General features: G+C 69.5%; 14 protein-coding genes and 1 pseudogene. 8 read left to right on the top strand and 7 right to left on the bottom strand.

What is annotated here, in order from left to right; genetic code table 11:
* Positions 1-11: 11 nt before the first annotated feature.
* Genes ACIQRW_RS37985 through ACIQRW_RS37975 form a run of 3 tightly spaced genes read right to left on the bottom strand, consistent with a single transcriptional unit; the run spans position 12 to position 1,857 of the window.
* Positions 12-1,457: a mobilization protein gene (locus tag ACIQRW_RS37985; protein WP_403769869.1), complete on the bottom strand. Its 1,446-nt coding sequence runs from the start codon at positions 1,455-1,457 to the stop codon at positions 12-14.
* Complete coding sequence (locus ACIQRW_RS37980) at positions 1,457-1,636, bottom strand: hypothetical protein (RefSeq protein WP_403769867.1); 180 nt, start codon at positions 1,634-1,636, stop codon at positions 1,457-1,459. The genes ACIQRW_RS37985 and ACIQRW_RS37980 overlap by 1 nt, the downstream gene beginning before the upstream one ends.
* A 29-nt stretch (positions 1,637-1,665) precedes the next feature.
* A complete protein-coding gene (locus ACIQRW_RS37975) occupies positions 1,666-1,857 on the bottom strand; it encodes a hypothetical protein (protein WP_403769866.1) in 192 nt (63 codons plus the stop codon).
* A 723-nt stretch (positions 1,858-2,580) separates the two neighbouring features.
* On the opposite strand from ACIQRW_RS37975, the gene ACIQRW_RS37970 reads away from it, so the two are divergent.
* Positions 2,581-3,885 (top strand): helix-turn-helix domain-containing protein, encoded by a 1,305-nt coding sequence (locus ACIQRW_RS37970; RefSeq protein WP_403769864.1) that lies wholly within the window; start codon positions 2,581-2,583, stop codon positions 3,883-3,885.
* Positions 3,886-4,056: 171 nt separating this feature from the next.
* Entirely contained in the window at positions 4,057-4,536 is a 480-nt protein-coding gene (locus ACIQRW_RS37965) for a hypothetical protein (protein ID WP_403769862.1), read from the top strand.
* Positions 4,537-4,670: 134 nt separating this feature from the next.
* Here ACIQRW_RS37965 and ACIQRW_RS37960 read toward each other — a convergent pair whose 3' ends face one another.
* On the bottom strand, positions 4,671-5,354 hold the full coding sequence (locus ACIQRW_RS37960) for an HAD family hydrolase (protein WP_403769860.1): 684 nt from the start codon (positions 5,352-5,354) through the stop codon (positions 4,671-4,673).
* A 124-nt stretch (positions 5,355-5,478) separates the two neighbouring features.
* On the opposite strand from ACIQRW_RS37960, the gene ACIQRW_RS37955 reads away from it, so the two are divergent.
* The 4 genes from ACIQRW_RS37955 to ACIQRW_RS37940 all read left to right on the top strand — a co-directional run bounded on the left by ACIQRW_RS37955 (position 5,479) and on the right by ACIQRW_RS37940 (position 8,333).
* On the top strand, positions 5,479-6,690 hold the full coding sequence (locus tag ACIQRW_RS37955) for a helix-turn-helix domain-containing protein (protein WP_403769858.1): 1,212 nt from the start codon (positions 5,479-5,481) through the stop codon (positions 6,688-6,690).
* A gap of 113 nt (positions 6,691-6,803) precedes the next feature.
* Complete coding sequence (locus ACIQRW_RS37950; protein WP_403769856.1) at positions 6,804-7,334, top strand: hypothetical protein; 531 nt, start codon at positions 6,804-6,806, stop codon at positions 7,332-7,334.
* A complete protein-coding gene (locus ACIQRW_RS37945; protein WP_403769854.1) occupies positions 7,331-7,657 on the top strand; it encodes a DUF6415 family natural product biosynthesis protein in 327 nt (108 codons plus the stop codon). Before ACIQRW_RS37950 ends, ACIQRW_RS37945 begins: the two co-directional genes overlap by 4 nt.
* A 286-nt stretch (positions 7,658-7,943) precedes the next feature.
* Positions 7,944-8,333: a hypothetical protein gene (locus ACIQRW_RS37940; RefSeq protein WP_403769852.1), complete on the top strand. Its 390-nt coding sequence runs from the start codon at positions 7,944-7,946 to the stop codon at positions 8,331-8,333.
* A gap of 402 nt (positions 8,334-8,735) precedes the next feature.
* Here ACIQRW_RS37940 and ACIQRW_RS37935 read toward each other — a convergent pair whose 3' ends face one another.
* Positions 8,736-9,167, bottom strand: a complete 432-nt coding sequence (locus ACIQRW_RS37935; protein WP_403769850.1) for an ALF repeat-containing protein — start codon at positions 9,165-9,167, stop codon at positions 8,736-8,738.
* Positions 9,168-9,666: 499 nt separating this feature from the next.
* On the opposite strand from ACIQRW_RS37935, the pseudogene ACIQRW_RS37930 reads away from it, so the two are divergent.
* Positions 9,667-9,990, top strand: a pseudogene (locus tag ACIQRW_RS37930) (GNAT family N-acetyltransferase); the annotation flags it as partial.
* Here ACIQRW_RS37930 and ACIQRW_RS37925 read toward each other — a convergent pair.
* Complete coding sequence (locus ACIQRW_RS37925; protein ID WP_403769889.1) at positions 9,887-12,055, bottom strand: tyrosine-type recombinase/integrase; 2,169 nt, start codon at positions 12,053-12,055, stop codon at positions 9,887-9,889. The pseudogene ACIQRW_RS37930 and the gene ACIQRW_RS37925 overlap by 104 nt on opposite strands.
* Positions 12,056-12,884: 829 nt before the next feature.
* Here ACIQRW_RS37925 and ACIQRW_RS37920 point away from each other — a divergent pair.
* Complete coding sequence (locus tag ACIQRW_RS37920) at positions 12,885-13,448, top strand: hypothetical protein (protein ID WP_403769848.1); 564 nt, start codon at positions 12,885-12,887, stop codon at positions 13,446-13,448.
* Between the two features lie 54 nt (positions 13,449-13,502).
* On the opposite strand, the gene ACIQRW_RS37915 is transcribed toward ACIQRW_RS37920, so the two are convergent.
* On the bottom strand, positions 13,503-14,315 hold the full coding sequence (locus ACIQRW_RS37915; RefSeq protein ID WP_403769846.1) for a DUF6042 family protein: 813 nt from the start codon (positions 14,313-14,315) through the stop codon (positions 13,503-13,505).
* Positions 14,316-15,196: the final 881 nt, after the last annotated feature.

Raw genomic sequence — 15,196 nt, 5'->3', positions numbered from 1 at the left:
CTTCGTCGTGGTCAGCGCGAGCGCCCCGGGCCCGGGCCGAGTTCCGGGTGCGGTCCGGGGGCGGGTCGCGGCCGTACTGCGGTAACGGGCGGGAGCGGGGCGGGGCCACGCGCCGGGGCGGGCGTCACCCGTACGGTGCGCGGGGAGGTCCGGGGTGGTGTCGTGCGGGCGGGGGCGCCGGTCAGGGCGGCGGCTTCGCGGAGCAGGACGGCGGCCCGGGCGGCGGCTGTCGTCTGGGCGCGGTGGTTCTGGGCGCGGTGCCAGGCGGTCGCCGCCTCGACGGCTTCGATGAGGGCGAGCAGGAGGTTGAGGACGGCGGGTGCGCCGCCGCCGCGTGCGGTGCGCGGTGCGTGTTCCAGGGCGCGGGTGGCGGCCTGGAAGGAGGTGCGGGCGGTGCCGTCGAGGGTGCGGGCGCCGGGGGCGCGGGAGGCCTGCTCGAACCGGGTGGCCGCGGCGCGGACCTTGTCGCGGACGGTGGCCGGGGAGAGGGCGGCGGCGACGGCCAGGAGGTCGCCCAGGGCGGCGACGTCGCCCGCGCCCTGCGTGCGGCCGGCGCGGGCGAGGAGGGCTGCTGCTTCGCGGATGCGGTGGTGTGCGCGGGTGATGTCGGCGGGGGTGATCGTGGGGTGGAAGCGTTCGCGGATGCGGGGCAGGGAGAGGTCGTAGGCGAGGGTACGGCCGGAGAACCAGACGGGTCTGGTGCCGTGGTCGGCGCGGTCGCCGGGGAGCGCGACCGCGTACCCGTCGACGGTCCCGTTGTGGTCGCGGTGTTCGCAGACGCGGAGGCCGGCGTCGCGGAGCCGGTTGAGGAAGTCGGTGTCGTCGGTGGCGAGGGCGGCGGCCTGACGGACGGTGCGCTGGAGGATCTCGCGGGCGGGTTCGGTGAGGCCGCGGCGGGTGGCTTTCTCCTTCTCGCCGGTGGCCGGTGCGCGGCGTGCAGTCTCGTCGAGCGGTGACATCGGCTGGAGGCCCAAGGCGGTCTCGAAGGCACGGGCGGCTGTGTGCATGCGGAGGATGTCGCCGCGGATACGGGGGTGGCGGCCGTCCTGGCGGGCGAGGGTCGCAACGATGTGGATGTGGTCGGGTGCGTGACGCACCGCCACCCACCGGCAGCCGTGCTCATCACCCTGCGGAGCGATCCCGGCGGCGGCCACCATCTCGGCGGCGACGGTCGCCCACTCCGTGTCGGTGAGGACCCGGTCGGTGGGGGCGTTACGGACCGAGGCGTGCCACACGTGCTCGGCCGGCGTCGGTCCGCGCAGGGCGTCGACCGGGGCGTCCAGGAGCTGCGCGAGAGCGGACAGGGTAATGCGGTCGGGGGTGCGGGCGGGGCACGGCAGGGCGGGGTCCCAGGCGGTGATGAGGTGGGGGTCGGTGTGCTCGTCGCGGTCCCCCGGGCCGAAGAGGTAGGCAAGGAGACCGGCGGTGTCCGCGCCCTGCTCCCCCTTCTTCGGCATCACGAGCGCGGTCGCCTCTCCCGCATCACCTGGACCGTCGCCTCGTCCACCCTGCGGACCGCGCTCAACGCTTCGTCCAGCACCACACGAACCTTCTCGGGCAGCACGGGCGCGACGGCGTTCGGCAGGGCGGCACAAGGGCGCTCGGCGGGGGTGCCGAAAACGACCGGGAACGGCACGGTCGGGATGGTCAGCGCGTGTAGGGCGGTCAGGGTTTCCTGGAGGTGTGGGCCCGGGAGCGGATCAGCTCGCGCAGCACGTCGCCGGTATCGGCGGGGACGGGGATCAGGGTGTGCTGCGCGACCGCCATCACCTGCCGTGCGGACCACGCGGCCGGGGCCATCTCTTCGCGGCCGGCGGCGACCTTGACGACCTCCAGCTCGGCGTCGCTGAAAGACATGTTCACCCGGTTCGCGCGGGCGTCGCCGGTCTGGCGTTCACGACGCCGCGGTCCTTTACCGGTTCGGGAAACGGTCACCGCGACTTCCTCTCAGAAGGGGTGCCCGGCAGCTGTCCACCGGTGCGCACCCGCGAGGGGGGAATTCTGCTTAACGTTACGTTATGCACTAACTGGCTCCCCCTTTCTAATGCCTGAAAAAATGGTTCACGCATCCCGGCAGTGCGGCACGGCGAGACCGCGAACACCACCCCACCGCACCACCGCACGGCCGCACCGCCACCACCGCGCCGCCGCCGCACCGCCACCACCGCCACCACCGCGCCGCCGCGCCGCCGCCGCACCGACCGCACGGCGCCCCACCACACACCCACCCACCCCCGACACACACCCACCCCCCACACCCACACAACGAAGCGACGCCCGCCCACTGGTTGAACCGCCACCACGAGCTGCGGGACCACCGGCCCGCACGGTGCACGACGCGCTCGGCGACCGGGGCGGCGGCGCGCACCGGGAAGCCACGAAACCGGCCTCGTGACGGACAACGACCGGACGGCCTGCCAGGTGCGCGCCGGGCAGCCAAACCACGACCCTCCGTCACGTCCCGCAGCGCCGTTGAGACTGCCGCTGCCACCTCTCCGGACAGACCGGTCAGAAAGGCGTCTGCGGTGTCACCGAGCCGTCTTAGAGTGGCCCTCCACCGACGTTCAAAGAGGATCGATCATGGGGATAGCGGACACTTCCGTCGCCGCGCAGAGCCGGGCCCGCACCTGGACGAGACTGCATCAGCACTTGGGGTCCGCCCCTGGCCCGCTCACCTACGACATGGTCAGCCGGGCCGCAGCGGACCACCTCGACGAGTCCGACGACCTCGACTGGAAGAGAGACCTTCCCCAGCCCCCCATGCACGGCCAGTGGAACGAGTTCGCCAAGGACATCAGCGCAATGGCCAACACCCGTGGCGGACTGCTCATCTACGGCGTCGCTGACAACCACGAGATCATCGGGATCGACTGGGAGAAGGCTGACCTCCGGCAGTACGCGCAGTGGGTCCGCAACCACGTCCACCCCTACCTGCCAGACCTGGTCATGTTTCCCCTGACCGACGGCGCGACGACGCTCCTGGTCGTGGATGTCCCGGCCAGCGAAATGGCACCACACCTCATCCACGGCCGGTCGGACAAGGACAAAGAACAACAGGCGTTCACGGTGCCGTACCGCGACCGGGACCACACCGCCTGGATGGCGGAGCACCAGATCGAACGCGCCTACCGCGACCGCTTCACCCGCACCGACAGCGCGGAGGAAGCGCTGCGCCGGCACTCCGATTTCCTCACCAGGACCATCACCGCGCACGCCGCCAAGCCCTCCGCCTGGCTCGTCGCCGTTGCACGTCCCACCCGGCTCTACCCTCACGGTGCGTCCCCGCTCAACCGGGACGAAGCTCGATACCTTCTCGGCGTCGCCGAGGAGCGAGGAAGGAAGCTGCCGACGCGACGGATTCCCGGACCGATGACGGGGATGGGTTACGCCCTCCTCAACCCCCGCCCGGGCCTGAGACGCTGGGTCGCCAGCACCATGGAGATCGACGACAACCGGAACTCCATGATCGAGCTGCACCATGACGGCACCGTGACCCTGGCCACTAATGTGTCATGGCGGCCCTACGCCGAGGAGCAGCGCAGCCTCGCCGAAGAGGGCGTCAATGAAGCCCTACCTGTTTCTCAGCGCGTGGTCGCAGCAGCCTGCGGCGACTTCGTGACCATCGTTCAGGAGCTGCAACGGAAACTGCGCCTGGACAGCACCCAGCAGATCACCGCGACAATCTACGCATCAGACGGTCCGGGGGCCCTCGAAGCCCGCACTGCGGACTTCGGAGGTGGCCGCGAGGTCGCACCCCCCTGCACTCGCCGCCCTCACCACATTCAGCCAGTACACACGCTGCTCCCACCGATCGCAGACAACGAGGAAACAGCACGCGTCTCCGAGGAACTCAGCAACGACTTGATGAGTCAGTTCGGCCTCTGAGAACGCTTGTCGACACCGCGCACGTCGGCTGATGTCCACGCTGTCCGGTCTTCGGCCACCGCTCCAGTCGGTCCCGTGCTGCCGTAAGTAGCTGCGGGCCAGTCTTCGGGGCGTCAGACTGGGCCGATGTCTGCTCTGTGGAGTTCGCTGTTAGCCCCTGCCGGAGCGGTCGTGACCACCCTCATCGGCGTGGTGGCGGGGAGCGTGATCAGCAGGAGAACGCAGGACCGGCAATGGGTGCGGGATCAGGTCGCGGCAACCTGCGCACGCGTACTGCGGGAATCCTCGGGTGTGCTCATAGACCTCAATGAGATGGAAGCCGCGCGGCCCGAAACGGCTCCCCAAGGTGTGGTCGTTCCCACCACCGTTGACTGGCGGCCGTGGAACGAGGCTCTGAGCATGGTGAACCTGGTCGCGGACCGAGACATCGCAGAAGCCGCTCACGCACTTGATGAGCAGATATGGCGTTTCCACATCATGATCAAACGCGGACTTACCCCAGAGGAAGACTGGATTGCCCTGCGCTCGGCCGTCGTGTCCGCACAGAACGACTTCATCGTCGTCGCACGGGGCCACCTCTCACTGGCGGGAGCCCCGCTCCAGCGGTTCTCCGGACGTCCTGCTTTGGACGACCCGATCTGGCGCTCGTGAGGCAAGGCTCCTTCTGCCAGTCGGAGGCCAGCATGCCCTGAAGAAGGAGAGCTTCGTAGGCGAAGCCGACCGGCTGGTCGTTGTCGTAGCCGACGCCGCAGTCCCAACTCGTCCGTGCGGGCTCGTTGACACAGTCAGCGAAGCAGGTCATAGAGCGGGACGGCGTCCTGCAGATCGCGGACCGTGGCGGTGGCCCCGGCATCAGTCAGTTCCGCGGCCGAGGTACGACCGGTCGCGACGGCCAGTACGGGAACGCCGGCTGCGAGTCCGGCGGCTACATCGGCGGGAGTGTCTCCGATGAGCAGGACGTCGGTAAGGGCGACGTCGGAGCCGGTGGCCGCACGGGTGCGGGCGATGGCGGTGCGGACCAGCTCGGCGCGGTCGTCGCGGTCCTCGCCGTACCCGCCGTACGGGAACCGGATGTGGGTGTCGAGCCCGAAGACCTGGAGCTTGATCTCGGCGACGGGCCGGATGTTTCCGGTGACCACGCTCTGCACGATGCCGTTCATGTCTGCCAGGGTGGCGAGTGCGGCCGCGGCGCCCGGGAGCGCGTGGCCGCGCTTGCGGAGGTCGTGGGCGCGCTGGTGGTGGAGTTCGGCGGAGCGTCGGGCGAATTCCTCGAACATGGTGCGGTCGCTGGTGATGCCGTGGAGTTCGGCGGTCCGGCGGAAGATGACGGGTTCGGTCATTCCGTCCACGGTGGCCTGCTCGAGCATCGGTGTGCCGGTGACCTGCTCGAAGGCGTCTCCGAAGATCTCCCGGCCGACTCCTCTGGTCGCGATGAGGGTGTGGTCGATGTCCCACAGCACGAGCTTCAACGTCGCCTCCCAGACCCCGGACAGCACATGGCCAGGGCCACGGTGTCACACCTTGGGGTGAGGCCATATAGCTCAGGGCCCGGACCGCTCTACGCTGGGTGAACAGCCCGACGATGGAGGCGTTTTGACGGACCTGCCCGCGCTCCCGACGGGGGCACTCGTCCGCGCGGCGCGTCGGCGCGATGGCCGCCCTCAGGCCGCCGTCGCGGGACTTTGCGGCATCAGCACCGACTACCTGTCGCAGATCGAACGGGGCCGGAGAAAGCCTTCGGGGGACGTGTTGGCCAAGCTCGCTGCCGAGCTCAGCGTCGCGGTCGGGACGCTGCTGGGCGACGATGACGCTCCAGCGGCCAAGACCGAGCCGGCCATGACCGGCGGCGCGGCCGTGGTGCAGGCGCTGCTGCGACGGAAGGACGCGTCCGTCCGCCCTTCACCCGCCCGCGAGTTGCGGGACCGGGTGGAGCAGGCGTGGAACGTCTGGCAGACCTCGCCCACGCGGTTCACCGACGCCGAGACCCTCCTGCCCGGCCTGATCCGCGACGCCGAAGGGACCGTACGCGCGCTGCGGACCGGTACCGATGCCGGTGAGCGGCGCGAGGCGCTGAGGGTGGCCGCCGACCTGTACGGGCTGCTGCGCTCGTACTACCGCAGGATCGGCCGGCTCGACCTGTCGCTGTTGGTCGCCGACCGGGCGCTCCGCACCGCTGAGGACGCCGACGATCCGCTGCGGATCGCGGTCGCGCAGTGGAACCTGGGCCACGTGCTGCTCTCGCAGCCTGGCCGGGAGCAGGAGGCGGCCTGCGTGGCGATGGACGCTTCCCGGGATCTCTCCACCGTGGTGGACTCCCCTGCGGTCGCTGCTGTTCGCGGGGCCCTGGAGCTGGTCGTCGTGGTTGCGGACGCGCGAGGCCGCCGCCCGTGGGCGGCCCGGGACCGGCTCAGCGCCGGTGCTGTGCCGCTCGCCCGGCGCTCCGGCGAAAGCAACGTCCTGTGGACGGTGTTCGGGCCGACGAACGTGGCTCTGCACGCGCTGAGCGTCGAGATGACGGCGGGTGACGCCGTGGAGGGCCTGCGGCTGGCAGACGAGATCGACGTGTCGTCCCTGCCGTCCCGTGAGCGGCAGTTCACCTTCGGCCTGGAGGTCGCCCGCTGCTACGACCTGCGCCGGGACGACGCCGCCGTCTTGGTGCACCTGCTGGATCTGGAAGAGCTCGCCCCCGAGGACCTGGAGCGCAGCCCGCTCGGTCGCCAGCTGGTCGTCGACCTGATGCACCGGGCCCGGCCCACCTACCGGCGGCAGGTCACCGCCATCGCCGAACGCCTCCACCTCGTCTGAACCCGGTGTCCGGTTGCCTCTCGGTCCGTGGGGCAGCCCGGTCTCTCAGACCGGGTCTACCGGCCGGTCCTGCCGTACGGTCCTCGACCTCACCGCCGACCAGGGAGAGGCCAGTGACCACGGCCAGCAGCAGTACCAGGATTTCCGGATGCGCCAGCTCGCGGATCGCCGCCGCCGGAAAGCGTTGGGAGGCGGTCCGCACCGGCTGGTTGTCGCTGCCGCACCTGCTGCCGGGCGGCACCCGCAGAGACCCGGCGGCCGGGACAGCGCCGGCCGTCGGGCCGTGTCCTGCCGTCGCGCTGTACGCGGTGGCGCCGCTGCGGGGCGTTGAGCACCTGGTCCTCGATGACCTCGCCGCCTACGCGGAGGACCGGGGCTGGTTCGTCCCGGCCGGCTGTGCGGTCGCCGACAGCGGGCCGCTCGACCAGGCCCCCGGCCTGCGGGCCGGGTGGCAGCGGGTACGTGCAGCAGCAACCGGCCGCCTCGTCCACGGGGTCGTGGTCCCCTCCTTCGCGCACGTCGCCTACCGTGCGGCGGACTGGGAGCGCGAGCGCGCCTGGGTGCTGGAACAGGGGCTGTTCGTTGTCGCGACCGACCCCACCGAACTCCAGGCAGGCCTGGAACCGGCGGAGCTGAGGGCATGAGCGGCACCGTGGTGTACGACCCGGCCGGTGCGGTGACCGGCGGGCTGCCGCTGGACCGTGACCCGCACCTCGCACTCGTCGCCGCCGTCCTGGCCTGGGGCCCGAACCCGGCCGGCGTACGGGCGGCGGACTGTGCGCAGATCGGCCGCCAGCTCACCGGCCACGCACGGTGCGTGGCCGCCGACGTCCGCCAGCGGTACGCGGCACTGCCGGCGGACAGCGAACTGCGCCCGCTGACCAAGGCGGTGCTGCGGGAATCGGTAAACCGCCTCTCGACCGGCCCGGCCACCACCGTCGGGCGGGTCCAGAACCGGCCCGGCTGATCCAAGCCCTGCACCGGGCACTCGACCGGCTCGACGCCACGCCCGCGCTCGCCCTCTGAATGGTTGCTTCCGCAGGTGAGGTCTGTGTGACGGCTAGCGTGCGTGCAGATCACCGGCCGTGCGCTGCGCCAGGAACCCGGCGACGGCAAGGTCTCCCGCATCATCGTGCCCGTCTTCCTGGAGCCCAGGGAGGACCCCAGCGACATGATGGCGTACTCCAGCTACCGGGGGACTCGTCGCGATCCTCCAGGGCCTGCGGGCACACGACGACCGCGTCATCGAGCGCATGGCACTGCCCACCACCGCACGCGGACAGATCACCTCCGTCCTCGCCCTCGACCCGCAGCAGCCCCGGCCGACGAGAACGACGAGCAGGACCAGGACGACGAGGACCAGGGCGACGAGAACGACGGCGCGGCACCGGGCATCGCACCCAGAGGAGACCCGGGCCGGGCGGGAGTTGCGCGACGACCTCCAGGTATTCCAGGACCGGTACGAGATCGCCGTACGCACGGGGGACATCGCCGCACTCACCCAGGTATGCACGGGCAAGCACGGTCGATGGGGACGGACCTGCGTACAGAGCGCCGGCCACGAGACCCGCACCCCGCACTGGGGCATCACCCCGGACGGCGAGCCGGTCGCCTGGATCGGCAGCGCACCCGACGACGACTGATCCCCAAGCCACCCGGGGGCTTGGGCCTGGTGCCGGTGGCAAGGGCCGCTACCGGCACCAGGGGGCCGAGCCGTACTCCGGGGACCCGGGCCTGTCCCGCGCACCCATACGGCACGGTCTACCCCGCCCCTATCCAGCCCGCCAGGCGGTCACGGCCGGTTGAGCACGTTGTCCGGGCGGCACACCTCACAGGCCTGAACCCCGTCGGCCAGCTCGGCACGCGCACGGCAACACCCACAGCAGGCGCGCCAAGCTGAGCACCGCCAAGCGCGAGCGGCTCGCCGCCCTCGGCGTCGACTGGACCACAACGACCTGAACCCCACCCCGGCAGGTTCCCTGCACTGAATCGCTGCCGGGGTCAGGCCAGAGCGCCCAGCTCACGCAGCAGAGGCTGCGCGCCCGTCAGTCGACTTCGTACCTGCCGACTTCCAGGAAGTAGCGCAGGGCTTCCGGTGTGTTGTCATCGAGGGCAGCGCCGGCCGCTGCGCGGAGAGCCGGGCTGCTGGAAGGATCGGCGAGGATGCGAATGATGGCGACGCGGTCATCCTCCGCCTGAGCGAGCCGGTAGCCGGTCTCCAGCCACGCGCGCATCGCCACGGGGTCGTTGCCGTCCAGCAGAGCGTTGGCCTCGCGTATCACACGCCGACCGCTGTCCGGGTCGGCCAGGATCCGGGCTATCGCCACCCGCATTTCATCAACAGCCGGTTCGTCAGAGGGGACTGCCACCGTCACGGCAGCCGGTGCCGCAGCGGCGGCGAACGACGGGGCGGCGAGCAGCAGAGCCGGGGCGAGGACGCCCGCGGCGATACCAGGGACTACGCGATGCAGTCGCAACAGAAAATCTCCTTCACAGTGATGCGTATCGGGTGAGTTGATGACCTCACGATCACACGGGACAAACGGCCAACCACTGCCGCGAACCCGCGCGTTCACAGCACTGATAATGCCATCAGGGTCTGACAGCGACCGGAGACCCGAAGCTGAGCACCGACCAGCGCGAGCAGCTCACCGCACTCGGCATCGGCTGGGCCACAACACCCCCCGGCAGGAAGGCGACGACTCCTTCACCTTCTCCCTGGACGCGAGGTCCTGACCGCTCCCGCCCCCCCTGCATGGCAGAGGCCCGCACCGTCTGGTGCGGGCCTCTGCCATGCGGGAGTGGCTTCGTTCGTGTTTCTCGGGTTCTGGCACAGATCTTGGGGAGCCGTCGCGGAGCGTCATCCAACGTTCGAACGAAAGGCGGCAGAGTCCGACAGTGATCGATCTTGACGTGCCCGACGTGTGTGATGTCGAGTTGGCGGTGAGAAGTGGCACCAGTGCATAGGGGATCGACATGTTCATAGCGGAAGAGGGCGGTTTCGATCCTGTTGAGGTGCTGAAGCTCTACGACTCGGTCGGCTGGGAGGGCTACACCAGCGACGTCGACAAGCTCTGTCGCGGTCTCGTGAACTCTCACCTCGTCATCACGGCACGAGACGGATCGGGTTCCCTCCTGGGACTGGCGCGGACCATCTCCGACGACGAGCACATCTGCTACGTCCAGGACGTCGTGGTCAATCCGGCGAACCACAGGCAGGGGGTTGGCCGGGCGCTGGTCGAGCGCTTGATGCGGCGCTACTCCCACTGCCGATTCTTCCTCCTGTCCACAGACCACGAGGCCTCACCAGAAGGAAGCCGCAACCACGCGTTCTACCGGAGCCTGGGCTTCCTGTCCTACGAGCGATCTCGTTGCTGCGTTGACCGGAGAACAACCAGGTCAGTGTGACCGCGCGGACCAGTTCGAAGGGGTAGAACTGCCCGGCCTGGGACTGTGGGAGATCCGCGGCTTCCAGGTTCAAACCCGCCCACAGAAGCTTCGCCCAGACCTCATCGGCGATCACCCGCGGGTCGGGGCCGAGGAGGGCAGTGATGCTGCGAGGGATCGCCAGCGCACGCAGCGGGTCGAAGCTGCGGGGCAGCCACTCCCATTCCTGGCAGTCCCGGAAGAAAGTCCGCAGCGCGGTGATCTGCCCGGCCTTGGTCGCCGCTTCGAGTGGCTTGCCGAGACGGTCCCCCAGGCCGGCCGTCCGCTGAACGTAGTCACCGACCCTCATCCGGTCCACTGCGGCGATCCAGGTCGCACAGGTCTGCCGCGTCCAGTCTGTCGGGTCAGCAACGTCGGGCTGTTCCGCGGCTATCCACCGGCCCACCCTGAGGAGGGCGGGACGCATGGCGCCGCGGACGCCCGGGGTGAGCGTAGAGGTGGCGTACCAGCGATCGACCCACTGTTCCCACGTCTTCGCGCCGCCGGTCGCCCGTGCCGAGTGGCGGCCTGTGCTGGGCTGCGGTGGATCACAGAATCCGAGTTGGGCAACTGCCCGCTGCGTGGCGTGCAGGGTGTAGTGCTGTGAGCCGGCAAGCATCTTCTCGCGCCGGATCCGGTCGAACAGCGAGGTATCGAGATCCTCAAGATGCGGGCTCCGGTTGAGGAGAAGCAGCTGGCAGACGACCATCGGCAGCAGAGTGTCGTCGTCCCGCCCCAGTTGGCATCCCCAGGAGGCGAGGACCGCGCGGATGCGGGCGATCTCGCTGCTCACCCGGTCGCGTCCGAAGATCCGCCAGGACAGGGTGAGTCGTTGGAAACTGCCGAGTTGGTGGAACTCGTTGAAGGAGCCCAGCAGGTAGGCGTGCGCGGCGAGATAGGGGCGGACCTCGTCGTTGACCCAGCCCGGGGCGTGCTGGTGGAACTCGGTCTGGTTGCGGCCGAGCAGATGGATCCACCCCTGCGGGGTCCATCCCCAAAAGGTTCGGCCGGTCTCCGCGCAACGTGTCAGCAGCACGGCGATCACGTCGAGCATGGCGCGTCGACGGTGCGGGGTGGGTGGCGAGTCAAGGGCGGCGTTGACCGCCTCCAGCGGGCCCAGCAGACGGCGGATTACCCGCCACCCGGCAGCGGACGGATCGTGGTCCTTGAGCCGGCGCAGATTCTGCACCCCGAGTTCATTCACTGCCAGGGCCTCGGCGGGCTGGACCTCGACAGCAGTGTCGTAGTGGTCCGGGACGATCGGCCAGGACCAGCGTCCGTCCCCGCCCTCCACGACGGGAGCGGCCGACGACGCGCTCACCGCGACACCTCCGCCGACGCGGCGTTCGGGGAGGTGAGCGCCTGTTATTCGCCAGGCGTGAATGTGCTCCATCCCACGAGCCAGCTTGTCGGCCAGGTCCCGGCCGGACAGATGGATGTACTGCAAGGTGGAGTCGGCGTGACGGTGGCCGGCGAAGGAGGCGATCGTGTGCAACTCCCAGCCCATCCTGGCCAGATCGGTCAGACACAGGTGCCGGGTGGTGTGCGTGGAAAAACGCGGGACGTCGGCCGTCACGGCGATCCGGCGTACGACCTTCGACCACGTCCACAGGCTCAGCGGCTGTGCGTAGTTGCGCCGCGACTCCGACAAGAACAGGGGTCCTCGCGCCCTACTGATGGTGGCCCGGTGCGCGAGATAGGCCGACATCAGCACCCCGGTGGACGCCGAGTACGGCACCACCCGCTCCAGCCGGTTCTTCGTCGTCTCCGCCCGGACCCGCAGCGTGCGGTGGGCCGGATCCAGATCATCAGTCCGCAGCGAGCACAACTCCTCGCGCCGCGGCGCGGCGTCGTAGGCCAGGGCAAGCATCACACGGTTGCGGATCGGCTCCTGCCGGGCCACCTCCAGGATGTGCAGCCACTCCTGTTCGCCCGGCATCCACGGCAGCTTCGTCAGCCGCGGCACCAGGCCGCGCTGCTGGCCCCCGGCCCGCCGACCGGGGGTATATCGGCCCCGGCCGACAGGGTTGGACTCCCGCAGGCCCTCTTCCATCAGGAAGTCGCAGAACAGACGGACCGGCACCAGGCGCTGCTGGATCGTGGCGTTAGCCAGTCCCGACCCTGAGTCGATCGAGATCACGTTCCCACCGCGACGATGGGGCCGCGAGGTCAACTCCCTTACGTAGACGGCGATATGGGCCCGGTTCGCAGTGACCGGGTCGATGTCCTCCCGTTCGCACATCAGCAGGTACTCGGCCAGTCCGCGACCGTAGGCGTCGATCGTGCGCGTTGCACGTCCGAGATCCGTCCAGACCGATAGCCAGGCCGTTGCCTGCTCGTGCCGGGCAAACACCGGCCACTTCTCCGTTAGCCCCGTCGTGGCGCTCAAGTGATCTCCCAAGTCCGTGGTTGCACCAGGGAGACATGATCACCCCGGCAGATTCCACGTAACTTTTAAGATGCTCAAGCGCCAGATGTTCGGTCGGGCAGGACACCAACTTCTCCGCAAGCGCGTCCTATTAGCGTGACGGAGAGTGGCCGCGTCACAGAAGTTGAGCCAGAGCCACTACTGGTGAATAGAGCCAGCTGGGCTGGCTGGAACACTCAGCTCACCCTCGGCAACATCCTCGACCACGTCCAGGCGGTCCAACGGACACTTGTGGGCGAACCCGTGGCAATCTGGTCGCTGGTCTCCCTCTCCCGCGTGGTCCAGGAGGGCGCGATTCGTGTGTGCCACCTCTACGAGGGCGAAATAGGTCCGGAGCGGCGTGCGGCACGGATCGCCGCCGCGTGGCTCAACGGGGTCACAGCAGCACCAGGTCGCGGCCAAGGACGTCGGAGCGCAGGCGGTTCCGGGGGCGGACAAGATCTGGGAGTACGCCGAGCGGACGGTCCAGCGTGCCGGGTTGAGCATCGGGCTGAACGACAAGAGGCGTCCGAGTTCAGCAGTGCTGGGCCCGGTGCGGGAGCAGTTCGCGATGAACCTGACCAACCTCGCCGCGAAGAGGCCGACGCACCTTCCCGCCTGGTACCGCATATCCTCCGCCGCCTCCCACAGCAGCGTCTGGATGGTTGCTCAGGCCTTCGCGTCCGACGAGGACGACGAGCCTTCGATGCGCGCCGACCCGGAGATCGTCACGGCGTCGGTGCTGGCCGTACTGGGAGCGTTCGAGGATCTGGTGGAGATCCTGGGCACCTACCACGGAGCGGATCCGCATCGGGCGCTGATGACCGTACGCCGACGCACCCTCGCGGTCCTGGGCCGTCAGCGCACGTGGCGGCACCGGGCCCAGGAGGATGCCCGCCTGCTCCACGGCAACGACAGGCTCTGAGCCGAAGCCGCCGACGGACCGAGCACGCCAACCACGGGGTGGGCGTGCTCGGTATTACGCGTCGTCGCTGGGCAGGCTGAGCTCGATCCGGGTGTCGTGGAAGTGCTTCCAGTCCATGATCAGGCGGAAGCGGTGGTGTGGCTCCAGGCGTTCGGGGTCGGCCGGATCCTGTCCGCGCAGGATCTTGGCGTCGTCGCACTGGACGAGTTCGGCGACGGCCAGGTGCAGGTCGTTGGCGTCCTGGCCGGTGGCGCCGGCCAGGCGGTCCAGGGAGGTGAGAATCTCCTGCGGTTCACCCAGTTCGTCGATCAGGTGGTTGACGAGGATGTCGACGAGGGGGCCGGTGCGCCTGATCCAGCGGATCTTGTCGAGGTGCCGGGTGAGTTCGGTGTCCAGGGGCAGCAGGTCGCCGGGGAGCGGCAGGACGGTCGGCATCGACCAGCCGGTTCCCTGGGAGGTTTCGTGGCGGTGCGCCAGGCCCCATGTCAGGTAGAGCTCGGCGAGATCCCGCACCGTGGTGGGAACCGGGTAGCCGGCGGCCGTGAGCATGGCGCCGAACTTCTCCCAGCGTGCCGCCTCGCACGCCTCCCGGCCTTCGGGGGCTTCCTCGTAGTCCCATTCCTCACCGTGCCAGGTGAAGGTGAGGGCGCCGTCGAGGTTGCCGCCGATCATGTCCCAGTCGCCGTCGCACAGCTCTTGGAGCATGTCATCCAGGGAGCCGGCGAAGCCGGGCTGGGACGCGGTGCCCACCAGCATGGTCAGGGCGAGCGCCTGGCGGGGCAGGACGTGCTCCCACCCGGAGACGAACCAATCGTTGTGCAACGCCATGTCCCGGCGCTGGCCGGGTACAGAAGGGTTCTCCATCATCTGTATCTCTCTGTGAATACGGCTGGACGCCCGCAGCGTACGCACAGAAGCGGAGCCCCTTTTTGTCACTGGCGGCCGACCCAGGCCCGGTGGTCGGGGGCGACGTAAAGGTGCCCGCGCAGGCGGCCTCGCAGGACCCCGACGCGTGTCCGGCCCTCCAGGACCTGCAGCCCGGCGACGTCCGGGTCCAGGAGACGCCGCTCGATCAGGAGCGGCGGGCGCAGCCATGTTCCGTGCTTCTCCCAGTGCCGGGCGACCTGCGGCGGAGGGGATGGTCTCCAGCTGCCAGGTGATGGTGTGCAGGTCGATGGTGTTGTAGTCGTTGACGAAGGCGGTGTTGTCGCCGTGGTCGAAGAGGAACTGCTCCAGGACGTCGTCGGGCCACCGCAGGGCGGCCGGCGTCGGGTCGGTGCGGAAGCGGTCGAAGCTGAGAGCGCCGTCCCGGCGGCGGGCCATCAGCGGCCGTGGGTCGGTGAGCTTCATGCCACCGGTCTACCGGAGTTGAGGCCCGCCGGGGCCGGGACTGTCTTCAGGGCTGGTCATCCAGTGCTCCTGCGAACAGGGCCTCCGAGCCCAGCGAGCGCAGCAGCGGGCCCAGGAGCCGGCGGGTTACGGTGCCCGGTTGGTCGCGGAGTTCGGCCAGGGTGGTGCCGGTGGTCTCCTCGTAGGTGTCGTCGCTGTAGCGGTCGTTGGCGGGAAGATGCGACCGCCCGGTGAACCGCCGGCGGCCGTGCAGCCGGTTCGCGTCGACCCCGATCGCCCAGTTGCCGTGGTAGCCGACCTCTTCTAACTGATCGTTTCAGAATGAGTTCAGCTGGGGGCCTTGTGCCCGGTGATCTTGGGCGGCAGGGTGTCCGGGTGCGTGCTGATCTTGTTTCGGA

The sequence above is a fragment of the Streptomyces sp. NPDC091287 genome, from assembly GCF_044768525.1.
Taxonomy (GTDB): domain Bacteria; phylum Actinomycetota; class Actinomycetes; order Streptomycetales; family Streptomycetaceae; genus Streptomyces.
The sequence above is the reverse complement of the archived record's forward strand: the minus strand, read 5'-3'. Positions and strand labels throughout refer to the sequence as shown.